Here is an 18,611-nt window from a genome sequence, read left to right as displayed (position 1 = left end):
GAGAGCGGCTTTTTATATTACAAGAATATTCTTTTGTACTTTTGAAAAAATTTTAAACTATGAAAAAGGTCTCGCTTTTACTGATGATTCTAACGATTATTGGTTGTAAACAAAATAATTCTGAAGAAAAAATTCCTGTAGAGCCCAATAATGGTATTGGAGATGGGGCTGTTCCTCCAAAAGCACTCTCCTTCTTTGAAAATATTGAAGAAGCACATAATAAGACCTCATTTATGATGAATGAAGCGGTTGCGTTTGACATCAATTTAAACTTCGGTGGAAGCACGAGACTGGAAGGCACCGTGAGCATGACTACAAATTCTTCAAAAGTAAGATTGGATAAAGCCGATGGAACCTCTATTGTATACGACGGAGAACAGGTTTATATTTCGCCAAAAACCTCGAAGAAAGAAGGTGCCAGGTTTGATATTTTTACCTGGCAATATTTCTTTGCCATGCCTTTTAAACTGACAGATCCTGGAACCGTATGGGAAGAACAGGAACCTAAAATATTGGATAGTCTCCAGTATGAGACCGCTAAACTAAGTTTTAAATCTAACGTGGGAGACTCGCCAGATGACTGGTACGTGGTCTATAAAGAACCTGAAACAAATATGCTGAAAGCAGCTGCCTATATCGTCACTTTTAGCAGCGAGCAGGAAAAAGCAGAGGAAGATCCTCACGCTATAGTATATGCGAATTATCAAAATTTTGATAAGGTAGCAATCCCAACACAATGGAGCTTTCACAACTGGAATAAGGAAGATGGTTTTGGTGAAAAACTTGGAGAAGCGACAATCTCTAATGTAAAGTTCTTTTCTCCTGAACAGGATTTTTTCCAGGCCCCGAACAATTCTGAAGTATTGAGTAAATAGCTCTAAACTTCTTCTGGCTTCCTTTTAAGGCTCAGGTTTTTATAAACAATTTGATAGAATTTCTGGACATCATAAGGTTTTATGATGATTCCTGTCATTCCTGCCAATTGAATTTCCTCCCTAATCTCCTCTACCTCAACCGCAGTTAGAGCGAGAATAGGGATTTCTTTATTAAATTTTCTAATTTCTTTGGAAGCCTCAAGTCCTGAGATCCCTGGCATGTTCACATCCATCAGTACCAGATCAAAATTCCCATTTTTTACCTTTTGGATCGCCTGTGTTCCATCTCCCGCTACTTGACAAATAAAATCCTGCTTCTCCAGTATTCTTTTAGTGACCACCTGATTTATGCGGTTATCGTCCACAATAAGGATACTTTTTTGATCTGAATCATTCTCCAATACCAGATTTTGCTCTTGTTCCAAATTCTCGGTCTTGGCGGTATCAACATCGAATAGGATTGTAAAACTAAATGTGGAACCCTCGCCTTCTTTACTTTCCAGTTTAATGCGAGAATTGAAAAGTTTAAGTAGTCTTTTCACAATTGGTAATCCCAAACCAGTTCCCTGGTAATTATAGTTCGAATTATCTAACTGAGAAAATTCTTCAAAAATCACTTTTTTCTTACTCTCGGGAATACCAGGACCATCGTCGCGAATTTCAAAAAATATTTTAGATTGATGATCTGTTATTTTTGTTTGTTTCACCTGAAAGTAGATATTCCCTCTTTCAGTAAACTTCATGGCATTCCCTAACAAATTCATTAAGATCTGGGAAAGCCGTATGGAATCTCCCATCAAAAATGCTGGTATCTCTTCATCGAAATCCAGATGCAACTTATTTTTATTTTGTACCCGGGTAAACTCAAAACTATTCAAAATACTATTAATCTGATCGCGAAGGTTAAAGGATACACTTTCGAGTTTTACCTCATTAGACTCCATCTTGTTCATTTGGAGAACATCGTTAATAAGCGCTAAAAGATAATCTGCGGAAAACTTTAAAGATTTCAAATCAGATTTATGCTTCCCTAAACTTTTCTCCTCCAGTAACAAAGATGTAAGTCCAATAACTCCATATAGCGGAGTCCTAATTTCATGACTAACCGTGCTAAAAAAACGTGTTTTAAGTATTGAAAGATTCTCTGCTTCTACTTTCGCTTCTTTATACTGTTTATTCTTATTTTTTAATTCACGAATTAAACCTCTCCGATCACGGTTTATTTTATACAGAAAGACCAGTATAAAAACCAATATCACAGATGAAATTACCATGATAGCAACTTTTTCTTGAGATTTTTCAATAATGTCATCCTGGTATCTCTGCTCTCTTTCAGCTATATCCAGATCCTTTCGGTATTGATTGATATTGAACCTGGCATTGGCTATTTCCATTTGCCTAAGTTTTTCACCTTCAAAGACCTTTGAGTTGTATTTACTATAATTTAACTGTGCATTATAAGCCGCTTCAAAATCGCCTTTGCTCTCAAGCATCCTGGAGTATGCCCCGTAGGCTTCCGCTGCGGGAAGAATTAGAGAATCTCTAACGGCAAGTTCTATAGATTTATCGAAAAAATAAGTGGCGGTATCATACTGTTTAAAATGACCAAAATAGCGGCCATGAAGCATATACATTTGGGAATAAAAACTATTCTTTTGAATTTTATTTTCAACGCCCTCATAAGGCTTTAAAGAATCCATTAATTGGAGAGATTCAGAAATATAAGGAAAAGCCTTATTATAATTTCCCATGTCCAAATATGTCCACCCAATATTTGCCTTAGGAATAATCAGTTCAGATGGGTCTTCTAATTTCCTGGCAATATCAATTACTTTATTATAATAATCTATTCCTCTGTTTCTTGTCTCCGGAATTTCTGAGTAGATATTTCCGAGGTTATTATAAGATCGCATAACGATGGTATCATTATCAATCATTTGCGCATATTCCAGACCAAGTGTGTAATTTTTACGAGCACGTGCAGTATCCTTTAAATCTAAATAAATATGTCCAAGGCTATTATATGCATGAGATACATGATAAATATCGTCCTTCTCCTTTGCCGTGTTTAAAAGACTGTAAGCAACATCTATAGCCTGCTCATGCCGGTATTTCTCGATATGCTCCTTAATTTCAGTGAGAATATCCTCCATTGAATCCTTACCTGAAGAATGCGGTGTTTGCGCGTAACTAACGCTCCAGCATAAAAAAAACACCAGGAAAAAGGCTGAAAAGTTTTTTATCAAAAGTAACAGTTAGGTTTTTAAAATAAATTTCGGGGTCTGAAATTACTCTATTTAAAGCACTTACACAACATTTATTTTTGAAACATGTTTTAGGCTTTGTCAAATTTTTTGAATCCTGTAATTAGCTTATCTTGAAAAAAATATCTGTATATGACCTATCCATGGCACCTTTATGTAATGGCAATAATGTATATTATCGCTGGTATTTTTCACTTTATAAAACCTAAAATGTACATGCGCATTATGCCCAGGTATCTACCCGCCCATAAAATGCTGGTTTATCTTAGCGGTATAGCGGAAATTATACTGGGAGTTTGCCTTTGTTTTCCAGAAACAAAGGACTTAGCCGTTTATGGAATTATTTTAATGCTATTTATTTTCTTATTGGTACACTTTTATATGCTCTCCTCCCAGAAAGCAGCAGCAGGAATACCCAGGTGGTTATTAATTGTAAGATTACCCTTACAACTTTTATTAATCTACTGGGCATGGTTCTACCTACAATTTTAGGATATGGAAAGACAAATGATCAATCTTCCAGATGCTGAATTAGAATACTTTCCTGATTTTTTAAATGAAAGAGAAGCTGATCATATTTACGAGTTCCTATTGACCTTACAGGACTGGAAACAAGATAAGATCAAACTCTTTGGAAAGGAAATTTTACAACCCAGATTAACAGCCCTGTTTGGTGAAAAAGGAAAAAGCTATAAATATTCTGGTTTAGAAATGTTTCCAAAAGAATTTCCGGAGGAATTATTAAAAATTAAACGTAAATGTGAAGCAATAGATCAAGGAATAAAATTCAATGTTTGCCTTGCAAATCTTTATCGTGATGGAAAGGATAGTATGGGTTGGCACGCAGATGATGAAAAAGAACTGGGAAAAAATCCCGTAATAGCCTCTTTAAGCCTGGGTACCGAAAGGATCTTTCATTTAAAACATAAAAATATTTCAACTGCCAGGCATAAAATAAGGCTGCAACATGGCAGCCTTTTAATGATGAAAGGAACTACTCAAGAGTTTTGGAAGCATCAGCTTCCAAAAACAAAAAAAATAGTTTCTCCAAGGATTAATTTAACCTTTAGAAGAATCTATTAAGAATAAATATCATTTAAGATCTTTGCAAGACGTATTCCTCCTTTTTGTAATTGATTCAGAACAGTTGGCATATGTTCATACATATAGGAATACCCTAGTTTTTCACCATTCTCCACGCCACTGTATAGATCTTCAGCCATAGCCCTGGATTCATATACCCAGTCTAATAATTTACCACTAGCGATAGATTTGATTTGAGTTTTAGACAAGTCTTTAGTATTCAAAGCCAATTCGGTATAGCTCATCTGGTAAAAATTAATCATATCGCTATCCCAGACCCTGTGGATGTTAGAGCCTTCATTAAACCATCTCACCTGAATATCATTTCCTCCTTTATCTTCTGAATGTCCCGTGTGGAAAGGCTGATGCAAATCCCCTACAAAATGTACCAGCATCTTTAAATAAAACTGTTTCTGATCTCTGGTAGTATTTTTATCCTTTAGAACCTCAACACATTTTCTTATCGCCTGGACAAGATCTCCGTCTTCACTTGCCTCCTCTAGCCTATATTCTTTAGCTTCCGGTGCAATGTTTACATAATGCCATGGACCAAACTCTCTATACTCCTCGTCACTTTTAATATCATCGGCATAATTAGCAACAAAAGCCAGACCGTATCCATTTAATAGATCATCAATGGCCTGCTTAGCCTTTTTATTTAAATGATTTTCAGCAATTTCGGCTGTTGCCCGGTGTCCTGTTTTCCCCCAATCTGAATCGTTAGCGAAACCAATATTTATAATTAACAACGCTACTAAAAGCAATAAAAAATTTCTCATTTCTTTTTCATATTTCCCACAAATATAAACAAGCCATTAAAAAATAACTATAAGTAACACGGAACTTTAAAATTTAATATTATATATTTATGATATCATTTTAATATCAACTTTTCAATCATGACACAAGAAAAATCAATTACAGCATTCAATGGCTACATAATGCTCTTTCTCTTTTTATTTCTTCTTATTGGTAGCGTAATAGGTATATTTTCAACAGGAAATCCTTTATGGGGACTGGGAGTTCTACTTGCTTTTTTTATAGTTCCCGGGTTAATTCTCGTAAACCCTAATGAATCCCGGGTATTATTATTATTCGGAGATTACAAAGGAACTGTAAAAAAGAATGGACTTTTCTGGGTAAACCCATTCTATACAAAGAAGAAAATATCGCTGAGAGCTCGAAATTTTGATAGTGAAAGACTTAAAGTGAACGATAAATTAGGAAATCCTGTGATGATTAGTACCATTCTCGTTTGGAGAGTGATGGATACCTTTAAGGCTTCTTTTGATGTGGACAATTTCGAAAATTTTGTTGTAGTGCAAACAGATGCTGCGGTTAGAAAACTGGCAAGCCTCTATCCTTATGATAATTTTGCAGATGAAGGTCTGGATGAAGATATCACCCTGCGTTCCAGTATGAACGAGGTAAGTGATGCCCTTGAAAAAGAACTGGAAGAAAGGCTCAATATCGCCGGAATTGAAGTTCTGGAAGCAAGAATTGGTTACCTGGCCTATGCGAATGAAATTGCCAGTGCTATGCTAAAAAGGCAACAAGCTACCGCCATTGTGGCTGCGAGGCATAAAATTGTTGAAGGTGCTGTGAGTATGGTAGAAATGGCACTCGACGAACTTAGCAGAAAAGAAGTTGTAGATCTTGACGGAGAAAGCAGGGCTGCCATGGTTAGTAATCTTATGGTGGTACTCTGCGGAGACAGAGACGCCACGCCGGTGGTAAATGCTGGAACTCTTAACCATTAAAGATTCTTGTCTTAAAGAGAATTCTCCAAGAGGAGTCAATAAACCTGGAAAGGTAATGGAGTATTAAGCTTTTTCCAGGAAAAATAAATGATCATGAATAAATATATATTAAGTACTCTTCTATTATTGGCAGTTTTTGGGGGATTTGCCCAGGAAGAAAAGTTTAGTGAGGAGGAATTGAAAATAAATGAACTTATTGAAGGTACCCTTACCAGACCTTCTAATGAGGAAGCTCAAAGTATCGTTATTTTAATTCAGGCATCAGGACCCACAGATAGAAATGGAAATCAATCCATGGCTAAAAATGATGGCATGAAAAAAATAGCCCGTGAGCTTTCACTAAACGGGGTCGCCTCCTATCGTTTTGACAAACGGATCTTTAAAATGCAGGAATTAAAAATGAATCTGGAGGATCTTAGGTTTTCAGATCTTATAATTGATGTTCAAAATATTCTTACTTATTTTAAAGAAAAAGATGAGTTTGAAAACCTTATTGTCGCTGGTCACAGTCAGGGATCCTTAATAGGTATTATAGCAGCAAAAGAGCATGCAGATGCATTTATTTCACTCGCCGGCGCTGGACAGGCAATTGATCAAATAATCGTGGAACAGTTTTCAAAAATGGCTCCGGAATTAGGCGAAAGTACTCGTAAGAAATTCGCTGAGTTAAAAGAAAATGGCAGCACAAAGAATGACAACCCCATGCTGGCCAGTATTTTTGCTCCTTACGTTCAGCCATTTATAAAAAGCTGGGTAGCATATCAACCTTCAGAAGAAATTAAAAAATTAGACATTCCAATTTTGATTCTCAATGGCACTTTTGATATTCAAACCGAATCAAAAGAAGCAGAAATGCTACATAACGCCACTGAAAACTCTAAACTGGTACTGCTTGAAAATATGAATCATATCTTCAGAAAAGTGGATAGTAAAGACCGATTGGTGAATACCAAATCATATAATGAACCAGGCAGACCATTGCACCCGGATTTGATTCCGGTAATTACCGAATTTATCAAAGAACTTGAGTAAATTATGGGCAAAAAGAAAGCTTTCGCATTAAGAGTAGATGAAGATATGCTCAAGGCTATCGAAAAATGGGCTTCCGATGAATTTAGAAGTACCAATGGACAGCTTGAGTGGATGCTTAATAAAGCCCTTAAAGAAGCCAAAAGACACCCTAAAAATAAAAAGCAAGAAGACTAATGTTTAAGATTATTTTCTCCGATATAGATGGCACCCTCTTAAATGCCGAAAGAGACCTATCAAACTATACCATTGAAACCATAAAAAAGCTGTCAAATGCAGATATTCCCTTTATTCTTATTTCGTCCAGGATGCCTGCAGCTATGAGGCATCTTCAGAAAAAAATGCACATCGAGCATCTGCCATTAATAAGTTATAACGGAGGTTTAATTCTTATTGATGGAAAATCTGTTAGTTCTACAGAAATACCTATTCATATTTTAAACAGATTGCTCAGTTTTAATAAAGATTTTGACGTTCATCTCAGTCTTTTTCATAACGATGAATGGTATGTTCCAAGAGATGATTTCTGGACGCAAAGGGAAATCAATAACACCAAAGTTCAGCCTGAATTTGAAAACAATCAAAGTGTATTAGAAAGGTGGACAAAAGAAAACAAGGGAGCACATAAAATTATGGCAATGGGTGAAGAGGATAAAATTGATGCTATCATGGCATTTCTTCAACAAAACTTCAAAGACGAATTGCATTTATACCGTTCTAAACCCACGTATATCGAAATTGCACCCAGAGCAATATCCAAATTAACCGCTGTACAACATTTGTTAGATAATCACTATAAATTACCTTTATCCCAAAGTATGGCTTTTGGTGACAATTACAATGATGTAGAAATGATCCAGGGAGTTGGGATGGGGATCGCCGTAGGAAATGCTAAACCTGAAGTTTTGGAAATAGCGCATATGGTGACCACTCCAGGAAAAGAAGATGGAGTTGCTAAAAGCATCACAGAATTGCTAAAAATATAAGTTCAAAATCTCGTACAGTCAGATACAATAAAAATTGTATTTTGCCGACCAACCTATTCAAATTTATATGGAAACTACTACTGTGTTCACTAATGACGCTATTGTCTTTGGTTTACTAATGCTTGCTCTTGGATTTGTATTTTACACCTCATCAAAGAAAGAGGGATTCTGGAGTAAATTTTATAAAGTTGTACCGGCACTTTTAATGTGCTACCTCATCCCGGCAATTCTCAATTCATTAAACTTAATAGATGATGAAACTTCCCAGCTTTATTTTGTAGCAAGTAGATATCTTTTACCGGCAGCACTGGTACTAATGACCTTGAGTATAGATCTCAAGGCAATTTTTAATCTTGGCCCAAAAGCACTTATTATGTTCTTTGCCGGGACCGTTGGAATTATACTAGGCGGCCCCATTGCCGTTTTAATTGTTTCGGCTATTTCTCCGGAAACCGTTGGTGGTGTAGGTCCAGATGCCATTTGGAGAGGACTTTCTACCATCGCAGGGAGTTGGATTGGCGGCGGAGCCAATCAGGCTGCAATGCTTGAAATTTATGAATATAACCCAGACCTTTACGGAGGAATGGTGCTGGTAGATATTGTAGTGGCAAATCTATGGATGGCAATAATCCTCATGGGAATAGGTAAAAACGAAAAAATAGACAAGTGGTTAAAAGCCGACAACTCTGCAATTGAAGAGCTTAAAGTAAAGGTGAGTGATTATGCGAAAAGTGTAACCAGGGTTCCGGAATTACCAGATTTTATAATCATGCTTGCGCTTGCTTTTGGTGCTGTAGGAATTGCCCATTGGGGAGCCGATAATATTTCTGAATATCTACTTGCCAGTTTTGACGTATTTAATGATTCAAAAAGCGCCCTGTCTTCTTTTTCATCGCAATTCTTCTGGATGATCACTATTGCGACTGCCATTGGTATAGCCTTATCTTTCACCAAAATGAAAAAATACGAGGGGGCTGGAGCCAGTAAGATTGGAAGTATCTTCATCTATATTCTGGTAGCTACCATAGGTATGAAAATGGACTTAACAATGATACTGGACAATCCCGGACTTATCGCAATAGGACTGGTTTGGATACTTATCCATGTGATAGTTCTTCTTACTACAGCTAAGATCATCAAAGCACCATATTTCTTTCTGGCCGTTGGGAGTCAGGCCAATGTAGGAGGTGCAGCTTCAGCTCCAGTGGTAGCTGCGGCGTTTCACCCTTCTTTAGCCACTGTAGGAGTCCTACTTGCGGTCTTTGGTTATGTAGTTGGAACTTATGGCGCCATACTATGTACAATTTTAATGCAAATAGCTGCCGGCAGTTAGTATTAAACAGAAAATTATAAGATATTTGCGCTTCTTAAAATTTGATTTCAAAAAATGAAAAAATTAGCTCTTCTTTTAGTCATCCTGATCAGTATCACATCCTGTTCTGAAAAAGAAAGCAATCTTATTGTTAGTGGTGAAGTTAAGGGCCTTAAGAAAGGTACTTTATACCTGCAGAAGATCGATGATACCATTTTAGTGAATATTGATTCGGTTGTGGTAGATGGCGATCCAATGTTCTCCATGGAAACCTATATTGAGAGCCCTCAAATCATGTATCTGTACCTTGAAAAAGTAGACAATAACAGGTACGATGATCGTATAAATTTTTTCGCAGATAAAGGACAGGTAACCATTAAGACCGAACTGGAGAAATTTGAAACCAGTGCAAAAGTAACGGGGTCTGTAAACCAGGAGAAACTGATGGAGTATCGTGAAATGATCGGTAGATTCAACGATCAGAACCTTGAGCTAATCAAAGCTAGTTTTGAAGCTGAAAAAGCTCAGGACGAAGATAAATTAATGGAGATAGATAAAAAGTATGACGGTCTCCTCAAAAGGAAGTATCTATACACCGTCAATTTTGCGATCAACAATAAAGATCATGAAATTGCACCTTATCTGGCACTTTCTGAAGTATTTGATGCCAATATTAAATATCTTGATACCATCTACAATTCATTGGCTCCTGGAGTGAAGAAATCGAAATATGGAGAAGAGCTTAAAAAGTTTTTAAAAGAACGGCGTAAAGAAGAAAAATTAGAAGAGAAGGTAGAAGCTCAATCTGATGAGAACAATTCCTGATTCGCATTAAAAAATACACTGGAAAGAGGAGCTAAACGGCTCCTCTTTTTTTTGCTTAAAAAGGCTACAAGCAATTATAATAACTGAACTTTCAAAATGATGAAAAAAATCAATCATTTACTTTTTTCATTAAATTAACCTTATTATTGCTTATAGTGATCTTAAATTAAGAATAAATCCTAATAATAACAGATTTTTGAAATGAGTTCAGTAAATAAAAACCGCTGGCTAATTGCCGCATCTGCTATTGCCATTCATATATCTATTGGTGCTGCTTACGCTTATAGCGTTTACACCCAACCTTTGGTGGAAGCTAAGGGCTGGACGGTAGCATCAGTAACTACCGCATTTACCATAATGATGGTTTTAGGAGGCGGCTCTGCAGCACTCTTTGGAAAATTTGTCGAAAAAAGCGGGCCCAGGAAATCTGCTATGCTGGCTGCAGTATTATTCGGTTTGGGTCAGGCTGGTTCCGGTTTTGCCATTTCCCTAAATTCACTCCCGCTTTTTCTCCTCTCATATGGTGTACTAAGTGGACTTGGCTTAGGCATAGGATACATCTCCCCTGTTTCCACATTAGTAAAATGGTTTCCAGATAAACGCGGTCTGGCTACTGGAATGGCAGTATTGGGTTTTGGAACAGGAGCTTTGGTTACAGCACCGGTCGCAGCAAGTTTAATTGAATCTATTGGGATAAGTCCAACCTTTTATATTCTGGGAACTTCTTATTTCATAATGATGATGCTGGGAGCGTTCTACATAGCTCCACCTCCTAATGGGTGGATGCCGGCCGGAATGAAAGCTGCTGTTTCTGCAGGAACACAAAAAGTAAAGAAGGATCTAAGACAGGCTACTGGAGCTGAAGCAGTAAAAACAAAACACTTCTGGATGTTATGGAGCATGATGCTTATTAATACAAGTGCCGGTATCATGATGATTTCAGTCGCTTCTCCAATGGCTCAAAATATTGTTGGACTTTCAGCAGGTGCAGCTGCCACCATGGTAGGTCTTATGGGTATTTTTAATGGCGGAGGAAGACTTGGCTGGGCTGCAGCCTCAGATTATTTATCCAGGCCCAGGGTGTTTATTATTTTCTTCGTTATACAATTAATAGCTTTCATCACCTTGCCTGTAATTGCCAGCGCATTTATCTTTCAACTCCTAATATTCCTGGTGGTAAGTTGTTATGGCGGTGGTTTTTCTAATCTTCCTGCCTTTATTGGAGATCTATTTGGCACCAAAGAGCTGGGTGCCATTCACGGTTACCTGCTCACCACATGGTCTCTGGGTGGTTTAATCGGACCTACACTTGTCTCCCAGATCTATACCCGAACAGGGAGTTATATCCCGGTATTCTACGTTTTCACTGGATTGATCCTGGTAGCTTTAGTACTTAGTTTATTATTAAACAGAAGTATCAAAAAAGCAAAGATCAAACAGCTAAATTATGATTTAAGAACTGCTGAATAGCAGGTCTCTCTTTAATTGTAAATGCAGGGCTTCCTTTGGTTGCACTGTCGCTGCACTCAGGACCGGCTACTTACTCTCACTAGATCCAACAAAAAAACCTTTCCGAAGAAAGGTTTTTTTAAGAGCCGATGGAGGGACTCGAACCCACGACCTGCTGATTACAAATCAGCTGCTCTAGCCAGCTGAGCTACATCGGCAACTTATTAAAGTGCATTCAATTTTTCGATCAAGGCTTTTGCCTTAGTCTCCAAATCAGACTGAACTTCTTTAAAATGTTTCTGTTTATTTTCAACATCACGACGATTGATCTTCGTGATCAATTCATCATATTCTTTAATAGCCTCATCTACGATCGCCTCAGATTTCGCCGGGTCTTCCTTAGGGTTAGCCATTTGGTGAATGTAGGCAGCATCAATGATGTCTCCCATTACATAATTCACATCTTTTTTAAGCAATCTTTTACTCGCCATTATCAATAAATTTCGGGTGCGAATTTAAACTATTTTCCGAAAGGAAAATGAATTTCTATAAAATTAATTCGTCTTTTTTTTCAGGACTGCTAAAGCTTCAGGCATATGCCTGCTCGCACTCATACTATTAAACTTGTGCAGCAACTTCCCCTTCTTATCAAAAATAAAGGTTTCTCTTCCTGGTAGCAATCCCAATAAATTGGTCTTTACGCCAAAAGCCTTCCTCGCTTTCTTATCTTTATCTGATAAAAAGATATAGGGCAGCTCATATTTCTTGATGAATTTAGAATGTAATTTTGGTGAATCTGCACTAACCCCAATCACCTCAGCACCCAATTCTATAAAATCTTCATACCTATCGCGAAAACTACAAGCCTGTTTTGTACAACCAGGTGTAAAATCTTTTGGGTAAAAATAAACTACAAATGCTTTTTTGTGAATTAGATCTGAAAAATTAAAATTTTCACCATGTTGGTCTTTTAAAACAAGATCTGGGACTAATTCGCCAATTTCCATTTAATCTCCCTTATAACTTACAAAGTTTCTGGGTGTCTCATACAGTGTCACCTCCAGATCATGATCTTCCTTTATTTTTTTTCGAAGCTTATTCCAGATTACTACGGCAATATTTTCTGCAGTTGGGTTTAGATCTTTGAATTCTGCAACTTCTATATTCAAGTTCTTATGATCAAATGCTTGCTCCACTTCTTCATAAATAATTTCTTTCAGAATTTTAAGGTCCATAACGAAACCGGTCTCTGCATCTGGTTCGCCAGTCACCGATACAATCAACTCATAATTATGCCCATGATAATTAGGATTGCTGCACTTTCCGAAAACTTCCAGGTTTTTGGCATCATCCCATCCTTTCTTGTAAAGCCTGTGGGCTGCATTGAAATGAGCTTTTCTATGTACGGTAATTCTCATTGCTTGATATGTGAGTAATATTTTTCAAAGATGATCTTAAACCATTCAGTATAAATATCAGGATTTTTCTCCATATCTAACTGAAGATCTTCTAAAGAAACCCATTTCCATGCCGCAACCTCATCTGGGTTTAGATCTGGTTCACCCTCAAAGCTTCCTACAAGAATATGATCAAATTCATGCTCGGTTAAACCGTTATCAAAAGGTGCTTTGTAGATAAATGAAATGGTATCCTTTAGATCTGTAGAAAATCCCATTTCTTCCTGAAGTCTTCTTTTACCAGCCTTAATATTAGATTCACCTTCTCTTTGATGACTACAGCAGGTATTAGTCCATAATCCCGGTGAATGATATTTGGTCAACGCTCTCTGCTGGATCATCAGCTCATTCTTATCATTAAAAACGAAAACAGAAAAGGCCCTGTGAAGTAATGCTTTTTCATGTGCTTCGATCTTCTCCATCAAACCGATTTGCTCATCTTTTTCGTTTACCAATATTACTTTTTCTTTTGCCATTTTTTTATTTGAAGCTCAAATGTACAAAAAGAGTCATTTCTATCACAAGGAAGCTGATTAAGCAATTCCTAAAGTTTTAATTTACCAGTATAAAGGTCACAGTTAATGGAAAGAATAAATTCTGATCGCCTGTTTTGTTTATGTTGTCCCTCTGAACAGGGAACACCATTTCTGCAGTCATTGACCAGCTCAGTTTCGCCATATCCTCTGCCTGAAATGCGCTCTTCCCCTACTCCCATATTAACAAGGTATTGTTTTGTAACTTCTACACGACTCTGTGAAAGTTTTATATTGTAGGCATCGTCTGCCCTACTATCAGTATGCGATCTAATATCGATAAGAAGTTCAGGATATTCCAGCATGTACGCTGCGATATGATCTAACTGCTCGGCTTCTTTCGGTTTGATCTCAGCCTTATCTAAATCAAAAAGAATAGGATCCAGATTAAGCATTATAGCCAGATCGTCCCCTACTCTTGCGGCAAAGATCTTATCACCTTTCTCATTTTGGAACCTAATAATATTCTCTTTTCTTTTCACTTCTGCTGCATAAAAACTCCAGTTAAAAAACACTCTTATGGCGGCAATATTCTCTGGAGCCTCCCCTGAAAAATCGTGGGAAACCTGATACATCACCAATCCGTTTTTGGGATCTTCAAATCCGTTTCCATAGACAATCACACCACCTGCACCATTGGACAAAGAAGGAACATCAGGGGCCGTAGGATCTATCACAATCAACTTTGTTCCATTACGCCATACATTGGCTTTTTTGGGATACAAGATCCTTTCTGAACCATTTATCATCGCTTTATCTGTTCTACCCAAATATTGAGCAACAGGATCGGCTGGATGTTGATGAGAATAAGGCGGAGTAGCATATCTATGCTCATAATATGGAATAAGTCCGGTAGTTCTTGCACCGGCAGCTCCTGCAGACAGAAAGTTCAACTGAATCACTGGAGCATTTTTTTCTTCTGAAACTGCGCCGTATAAATTTTCTAATTCACTTCCGGCATGACAGCCCGCCCAAATAGCTCCTTTAAATTTTCGATTCCAGAAGTACAGATTCTTATGAGAATCGAATTTAGGTTCCGCATGAGGCATCACAAAAATATCATCGCAAACCCCCAATTCACCTGGTGTTTTCCAATTCTTAACACTATAACCGCCATGAGCTGATCCGGGAATTCCGGCGGCTCTAAAATAAGCCAGGGCGATACTGCCATTTTGCTTATCGAGCGTCCACTTTGGAGCAACTGAAAGATTTGTAAAAACCGGCAATGGCTTATCTTCGCTAAGATAACTGCCAATCATACCTCTTTGCTCCCAATTTTTAATAGTGTTTTTTACATCTTCGGTAAGATAGGAAACCGGGATCACAAAAGATCCGGCTCTAAAATCTTCATCTTTTAGCCTGAAGTCAATGCCATCTTTACCTTTTTCTGAATTGATCACCCACTTTATTTCCACAGGATACCTCGTAAGAAGTTCATAAACAAAACCATAAGGTTTTAAAGCATTAGAACGTGTTTGCGGAGTAATTCCCAGGTTTACCGCGTAGGAACCGCTTGCAATAATTTCAGTTTTAGATTGAGAAAATAATGAGAGGCTGAAAATAAAATTTACAGCAAATAAAAAGACTAAATCTCTTAGGTTTTGTAGGGCAAAGACCTTCATTTCTTAAAGGAATTAAATCAAATATCTGTCAAAAACCACACATACTAAATAAAGTTAATAATTAATGGTTTAAAAGGTATATTCTTTCGATAAAAAGGCTAGTTCAGAAAAATGAAATTTCATCAAAATAATAGTATTTTTGCCGCTCCAATAGCCGCAGATATGAAGCATTATCAAAAAGAGATCAATAAAAGGAGAACATTTGGCATCATTTCCCACCCCGATGCCGGTAAAACAACACTTACTGAAAAACTTCTGCTTTTCGGAGGTGCTATACAGGAAGCTGGTGCGGTAAAATCTAATAAGATCAAAAAGGGTGCTACCAGTGACTTTATGGAAATTGAGAGACAGAGAGGGATTTCTGTCGCTACTTCTGTACTTGCTTTCGAATACAGGGATATTAAGATCAACATTCTGGATACTCCCGGTCACAAGGATTTTGCCGAAGATACTTTTAGAACACTTACAGCTGTAGATAGTGTTATTGTGGTAATAGACGTTGCGAAAGGTGTTGAGGAACAAACTGAAAAACTGGTGGAAGTTTGTAGAATGCGAAACATCCCAATGATCGTTTTCATCAATAAACTTGACCGTGAGGGTAAAGATGCTTTTGAACTGCTTGATGAAATTGAACAAAAATTAAATCTTACCGTAACCCCTCTAAGTTTCCCCATTGGAATGGGTTACGATTTTAAAGGAATTTACAACATCTGGGAAAAGAATGTGAACCTTTTTACCGGAGATCCAAGAAAAGATATAGAGGAAACCGTTGAAATAAGTGATCTTAAGTCTGAAGAACTTGACGGCCTAATTGGAGATACTGCTGCAGATACTTTAAGAGAAGAATTAGAGCTTGCGCAAGGTGTGTATCCTGAATTTGACAGGGATGCTTATCTGGAAGGAAGATTACAACCAGTTTTCTTTGGTTCTGCCCTGAATAATTTTGGAGTAAGAGAACTACTGGATTGCTTTATCAAGATAGCTCCACCGCCAAGACCAAAAGAAAGTGATACCCGCCTGGTAAAACCGGAAGAAAAAGATTTCACCGGTTTTGTATTCAAGATCCACGCGAATATGGATCCTAAGCACCGGGACAGGCTTGCTTTTATTAAGATCGTATCTGGTAAGTTCGAAAGAAACAAGAACTATCTTCATGTTAGGAATAACAAGAATATGAAGTTCTCATCTCCAAATGCTTTTTTTGCTGAAAAGAAAGAGATCGTAGATGTTTCTTATCCGGGTGATATTGTTGGGCTTCATGATACTGGAAACTTTAAAATTGGAGATACGCTTACAGAAGGTGAAAACCTGGCTTACAAGGGAATTCCCAGTTTCTCGCCTGAACATTTTAGGTATATCAATAACGCCGATCCTATGAAGTCCAAACAACTAGAAAAAGGTATCGATCAGTTGATGGATGAGGGAGTTGCCCAATTGTTCACTTTAGATCTGAACGGACGAAAAATCATTGGAACGGTAGGTGCATTACAATTTGAGGTAATTCAATATCGATTAGAACATGAATACGGGGCGAAATGTACGTATGAGAATTTGAATGTACACAAGGCTACCTGGATTGAGGCAGAAGATGAAAAAAGTGAAGAGTTCAAGGATTTCAAAAGAGTAAAATCTAAGTACCTGGCAAAAGATAAACACGGGCAATTAGTATTTTTAGCTGATTCCCAGTTTTCACTGCAAATGACTCAGCAAAAATATCCTTCAATTAAATTCCATTTTACTTCAGAATTTTAAGATTTCAGTGACTATACGAGTCATATTGAACTAGTTTCAGCATCTCATATCGGAGACCCTGAAACAGGTTCAGGATGAGGCATTTTTTTAAAAGTCATTTTAATTCGATAATTACCCCCTCAAAATTTATTATTTTCGGGATAAATTAAATACATGTCCCAAATAGATCAGTTTATTGCAGATTTTGCTTCGGCAGTCTGGGGAATTCCACTCGTCGTACTTCTTATTGGTGGCGGAATTTTTCTTCTCATATATTCACGTTTTTTACCATTTAGATATTTAGGCCATTCTATAGAGGTACTGCGTGGAAAATATAATAATCCTGATGATCCTGGAGATATTAATCATTTTCAGGCATTATCTACCGCCCTTTCTTCTACCGTGGGAATGGGAAATATTGCTGGTGTAGCCGTGGCAATTGCCATAGGTGGCCCCGGGGCGATTTTCTGGTTATGGGTGAGTGCTATCGTTGGGATGGCCACCAAATTCTTCACAAATAGCTTGGCAGTGATGTATCGTGGTAAGGATACAGAAGGTAAGTTACAGGGTGGTGTGATGTATTTTATTGTGGAAGGCCTCGGAAAAAAATGGAAACCTCTGGCAGCATTTTTCGCTATTGCTGGATTGGTAGGTGCCTTACCTGTTTTTAATGTAAATCAGCTTACCCAGGCGATCAACTATATTCTTTTAGAACCTAACAATATCGAAACAGGATTTATGAGCAGCCTAATTATTGGAATTGCTCTTACGCTTATTACCACCGTAGTTATTATTGGCGGATTGGATAGAATAAGTAGAACAGTTTCAAAACTAGTTCCGGCGATGGTGGCATTATATTTTGTTTCAGTGTTGGTGATCTTATTTGTGAATTATGACGTAGTTTTCCATTATTTCGGAATGATCTTCACCGATGCTTTTGCGGCCAATAATTATAAAGGAGATCCACTCCTAGGTGGCGTTCTTGGCGGACTCATACTCCTTGGAATTCGTCGTGGCGCATTTTCTAATGAGGCCGGTATCGGAACCGCTACAATGGCTCACGGAGCTAGTAAAACTTCTGAACCTATTAGAGAAGGATTAATTGCCATGTTGGGTCCGGCTATAGATACGCTGGTGGTTTGCACTTTAACCGCGATGGCCATTCTGGTTACCGGAGTATGGCAAACGGAAGATGTGAATGGAGTAAGCCTGACTGCCGCAGCCTTTGAGCAAGGGATTCCTTATATTGGAAATTATTTACTATTGTTATGCATTCTCGCATTTAGTATTTCCTCACTTTTCTCTTATTCTTACTACGGAACAAAATGTCTCTCCTTTTTAATAGGAGCTAAAAATAAGAAGTATTACAACTATGTCTACATTCTAAGTATTATAGTTGGAGCTACTACTTCATTAAGCTTTATTCTGAATTTGATCGATGGATTTTTTGCTCTAATGGCGATCCCAACGATGATTTCAACCCTGATTCTCGCCCCACGAGTGATGAAAGCTGCGAAGATCTATTTTAAGAAGTATACTCCTTGATAATTGAGTTTCAAAAAATATGATAAAATAAAAAAGAGATTTCTCAGTCGCTTATCTACTTCGAAAAGACAATCATTTATGTATGTCATTTCGAACGAAGCGAGAAATCTCTTTTTTTTAATTTAATAGTCTATAAAATT

Annotated in this window: 19 protein-coding genes and 1 tRNA gene; 12 read left to right on the top strand and 8 right to left on the bottom strand. The window is 37.5% G+C overall.

Going from position 1 to position 18,611, the window contains the following annotated elements:
- Positions 1 to 59: 59 nt before the first annotated feature.
- Complete coding sequence (locus BLT95_RS00205) at positions 60 to 875, top strand: DUF6503 family protein (protein WP_089664073.1); 816 nt, start codon at positions 60 to 62, stop codon at positions 873 to 875.
- Positions 876 to 877: 2 nt separating this feature from the next.
- Here BLT95_RS00205 and BLT95_RS00200 read toward each other — a convergent pair whose 3' ends face one another.
- Complete coding sequence (locus tag BLT95_RS00200) at positions 878 to 3,028, bottom strand: response regulator (protein ID WP_231896381.1); 2,151 nt, start codon at positions 3,026 to 3,028, stop codon at positions 878 to 880.
- Positions 3,029 to 3,271: 243 nt separating this feature from the next.
- Between BLT95_RS00200 and BLT95_RS14455 the strand changes: the two genes are divergently transcribed.
- Positions 3,272 to 3,631: a MauE/DoxX family redox-associated membrane protein gene (locus tag BLT95_RS14455; RefSeq protein ID WP_089664071.1), complete on the top strand. Its 360-nt coding sequence runs from the start codon at positions 3,272 to 3,274 to the stop codon at positions 3,629 to 3,631.
- A 3-nt stretch (positions 3,632 to 3,634) separates the two neighbouring features.
- On the top strand, positions 3,635 to 4,222 hold the full coding sequence (locus BLT95_RS00190; protein WP_089664070.1) for an alpha-ketoglutarate-dependent dioxygenase AlkB: 588 nt from the start codon (positions 3,635 to 3,637) through the stop codon (positions 4,220 to 4,222).
- Here BLT95_RS00190 and BLT95_RS00185 read toward each other — a convergent pair.
- Positions 4,219 to 5,001 (bottom strand): S1/P1 nuclease, encoded by a 783-nt coding sequence (locus BLT95_RS00185; protein WP_089664069.1) that lies wholly within the window; start codon positions 4,999 to 5,001, stop codon positions 4,219 to 4,221. The two genes, BLT95_RS00190 and BLT95_RS00185, sit on opposite strands and share 4 nt — an antisense overlap.
- A 120-nt stretch (positions 5,002 to 5,121) precedes the next feature.
- Between BLT95_RS00185 and BLT95_RS00180 the strand changes: the two genes are divergently transcribed.
- The 7 genes from BLT95_RS00180 (at position 5,122) to BLT95_RS00150 (ending at position 11,604) form a co-directional block, all read left to right on the top strand.
- Positions 5,122 to 5,982, top strand: a complete 861-nt coding sequence (locus BLT95_RS00180) for an SPFH domain-containing protein (protein ID WP_089664068.1) — start codon at positions 5,122 to 5,124, stop codon at positions 5,980 to 5,982.
- 93 nt (positions 5,983 to 6,075) lie between these two features.
- On the top strand, positions 6,076 to 7,014 hold the full coding sequence (locus BLT95_RS00175) for an alpha/beta hydrolase (RefSeq protein ID WP_089664067.1): 939 nt from the start codon (positions 6,076 to 6,078) through the stop codon (positions 7,012 to 7,014).
- Positions 7,015 to 7,017: 3 nt separating this feature from the next.
- Entirely contained in the window at positions 7,018 to 7,188 is a 171-nt protein-coding gene (locus tag BLT95_RS00170; RefSeq protein WP_089664066.1) for an Arc family DNA binding domain-containing protein, read from the top strand.
- Complete coding sequence (locus BLT95_RS00165) at positions 7,188 to 7,997, top strand: HAD family hydrolase (protein WP_089664065.1); 810 nt, start codon at positions 7,188 to 7,190, stop codon at positions 7,995 to 7,997. Before BLT95_RS00170 ends, BLT95_RS00165 begins: the two co-directional genes overlap by 1 nt.
- 67 nt (positions 7,998 to 8,064) lie before the next feature.
- Positions 8,065 to 9,330: a DUF819 family protein gene (locus tag BLT95_RS00160; RefSeq protein WP_089664064.1), complete on the top strand. Its 1,266-nt coding sequence runs from the start codon at positions 8,065 to 8,067 to the stop codon at positions 9,328 to 9,330.
- Positions 9,331 to 9,384: 54 nt separating this feature from the next.
- Positions 9,385 to 10,134, top strand: coding sequence for a DUF4369 domain-containing protein (locus BLT95_RS00155; RefSeq protein WP_089664063.1), 750 nt, complete (start codon positions 9,385 to 9,387; stop codon positions 10,132 to 10,134).
- A 201-nt stretch (positions 10,135 to 10,335) separates the two neighbouring features.
- Complete coding sequence (locus tag BLT95_RS00150) at positions 10,336 to 11,604, top strand: OFA family MFS transporter (RefSeq protein ID WP_089664062.1); 1,269 nt, start codon at positions 10,336 to 10,338, stop codon at positions 11,602 to 11,604.
- 123 nt (positions 11,605 to 11,727) lie between these two features.
- Here BLT95_RS00150 and BLT95_RS00145 read toward each other — a convergent pair.
- From BLT95_RS00145 to BLT95_RS00120, 6 genes are all read right to left on the bottom strand, one after another.
- Positions 11,728 to 11,801, bottom strand: a tRNA-Thr gene (locus BLT95_RS00145).
- Between the two features lie 6 nt (positions 11,802 to 11,807).
- Entirely contained in the window at positions 11,808 to 12,074 is a 267-nt protein-coding gene (locus BLT95_RS00140; RefSeq protein WP_089664061.1) for a hypothetical protein, read from the bottom strand.
- A 63-nt stretch (positions 12,075 to 12,137) separates the two neighbouring features.
- On the bottom strand, positions 12,138 to 12,590 hold the full coding sequence (locus BLT95_RS00135; RefSeq protein ID WP_089664060.1) for a peroxiredoxin: 453 nt from the start codon (positions 12,588 to 12,590) through the stop codon (positions 12,138 to 12,140).
- Positions 12,591 to 13,001 carry a 6-carboxytetrahydropterin synthase gene (locus BLT95_RS00130; protein ID WP_089664059.1) on the bottom strand — a complete coding sequence of 137 codons (411 nt, stop codon included), beginning with the start codon at positions 12,999 to 13,001 and terminating at the stop codon, positions 12,591 to 12,593.
- On the bottom strand, positions 12,998 to 13,516 hold the full coding sequence (idi, locus tag BLT95_RS00125) for an isopentenyl-diphosphate Delta-isomerase (RefSeq protein ID WP_089664058.1): 519 nt from the start codon (positions 13,514 to 13,516) through the stop codon (positions 12,998 to 13,000). The genes BLT95_RS00130 and idi overlap by 4 nt, the downstream gene beginning before the upstream one ends.
- 68 nt (positions 13,517 to 13,584) lie before the next feature.
- Positions 13,585 to 15,195, bottom strand: coding sequence for an OmpA family protein (locus BLT95_RS00120; RefSeq protein ID WP_089664057.1), 1,611 nt, complete (start codon positions 15,193 to 15,195; stop codon positions 13,585 to 13,587).
- Positions 15,196 to 15,357: 162 nt separating this feature from the next.
- On the opposite strand from BLT95_RS00120, the gene BLT95_RS00115 reads away from it, so the two are divergent.
- A complete protein-coding gene (locus tag BLT95_RS00115) occupies positions 15,358 to 16,947 on the top strand; it encodes a peptide chain release factor 3 (protein ID WP_089666797.1) in 1,590 nt (529 codons plus the stop codon).
- Between the two features lie 153 nt (positions 16,948 to 17,100).
- Positions 17,101 to 18,471, top strand: a complete 1,371-nt coding sequence (locus BLT95_RS00110) for an amino acid carrier protein (RefSeq protein ID WP_089664056.1) — start codon at positions 17,101 to 17,103, stop codon at positions 18,469 to 18,471.
- Positions 18,472 to 18,611: the final 140 nt, after the last annotated feature.

The organism is Gramella sp. MAR_2010_147 (genome assembly GCF_900105135.1).
In the GTDB taxonomy this organism is placed as follows: domain Bacteria; phylum Bacteroidota; class Bacteroidia; order Flavobacteriales; family Flavobacteriaceae; genus Christiangramia.
The sequence above is the reverse complement of the archived record's forward strand: the minus strand, read 5'-3'. Positions and strand labels throughout refer to the sequence as shown.

Excerpts from the sequence above, each read along its gene's own strand:
- BLT95_RS00205 (WP_089664073.1), top strand. The coding sequence starts at position 60 with ATGAAAAAGGTCTCGCTTTTACTGATGATTCTAACGATTATTGGTTGT.
- BLT95_RS00200 (WP_231896381.1), bottom strand. The coding sequence starts at position 3,028 with ATGGAGGATATTCTCACTGAAATTAAGGAGCATATCGAGAAATACCGG.
- BLT95_RS14455 (WP_089664071.1), top strand. The coding sequence starts at position 3,272 with ATGACCTATCCATGGCACCTTTATGTAATGGCAATAATGTATATTATC.
- BLT95_RS00190 (WP_089664070.1), top strand. The coding sequence starts at position 3,635 with ATGGAAAGACAAATGATCAATCTTCCAGATGCTGAATTAGAATACTTT.
- BLT95_RS00185 (WP_089664069.1), bottom strand. The coding sequence starts at position 5,001 with ATGAGAAATTTTTTATTGCTTTTAGTAGCGTTGTTAATTATAAATATT.
- BLT95_RS00180 (WP_089664068.1), top strand. The coding sequence starts at position 5,122 with ATGACACAAGAAAAATCAATTACAGCATTCAATGGCTACATAATGCTC.
- BLT95_RS00175 (WP_089664067.1), top strand. The coding sequence starts at position 6,076 with ATGAATAAATATATATTAAGTACTCTTCTATTATTGGCAGTTTTTGGG.
- BLT95_RS00170 (WP_089664066.1), top strand. The coding sequence starts at position 7,018 with ATGGGCAAAAAGAAAGCTTTCGCATTAAGAGTAGATGAAGATATGCTC.
- BLT95_RS00165 (WP_089664065.1), top strand. The coding sequence starts at position 7,188 with ATGTTTAAGATTATTTTCTCCGATATAGATGGCACCCTCTTAAATGCC.
- BLT95_RS00160 (WP_089664064.1), top strand. The coding sequence starts at position 8,065 with ATGGAAACTACTACTGTGTTCACTAATGACGCTATTGTCTTTGGTTTA.
- BLT95_RS00155 (WP_089664063.1), top strand. The coding sequence starts at position 9,385 with ATGAAAAAATTAGCTCTTCTTTTAGTCATCCTGATCAGTATCACATCC.
- BLT95_RS00150 (WP_089664062.1), top strand. The coding sequence starts at position 10,336 with ATGAGTTCAGTAAATAAAAACCGCTGGCTAATTGCCGCATCTGCTATT.
- BLT95_RS00140 (WP_089664061.1), bottom strand. The coding sequence starts at position 12,074 with ATGGCGAGTAAAAGATTGCTTAAAAAAGATGTGAATTATGTAATGGGA.
- BLT95_RS00135 (WP_089664060.1), bottom strand. The coding sequence starts at position 12,590 with ATGGAAATTGGCGAATTAGTCCCAGATCTTGTTTTAAAAGACCAACAT.
- BLT95_RS00130 (WP_089664059.1), bottom strand. The coding sequence starts at position 13,001 with ATGAGAATTACCGTACATAGAAAAGCTCATTTCAATGCAGCCCACAGG.
- idi (WP_089664058.1), bottom strand. The coding sequence starts at position 13,516 with ATGGCAAAAGAAAAAGTAATATTGGTAAACGAAAAAGATGAGCAAATC.
- BLT95_RS00120 (WP_089664057.1), bottom strand. The coding sequence starts at position 15,195 with ATGAAGGTCTTTGCCCTACAAAACCTAAGAGATTTAGTCTTTTTATTT.
- BLT95_RS00115 (WP_089666797.1), top strand. The coding sequence starts at position 15,358 with ATGAAGCATTATCAAAAAGAGATCAATAAAAGGAGAACATTTGGCATC.
- BLT95_RS00110 (WP_089664056.1), top strand. The coding sequence starts at position 17,101 with ATGTCCCAAATAGATCAGTTTATTGCAGATTTTGCTTCGGCAGTCTGG.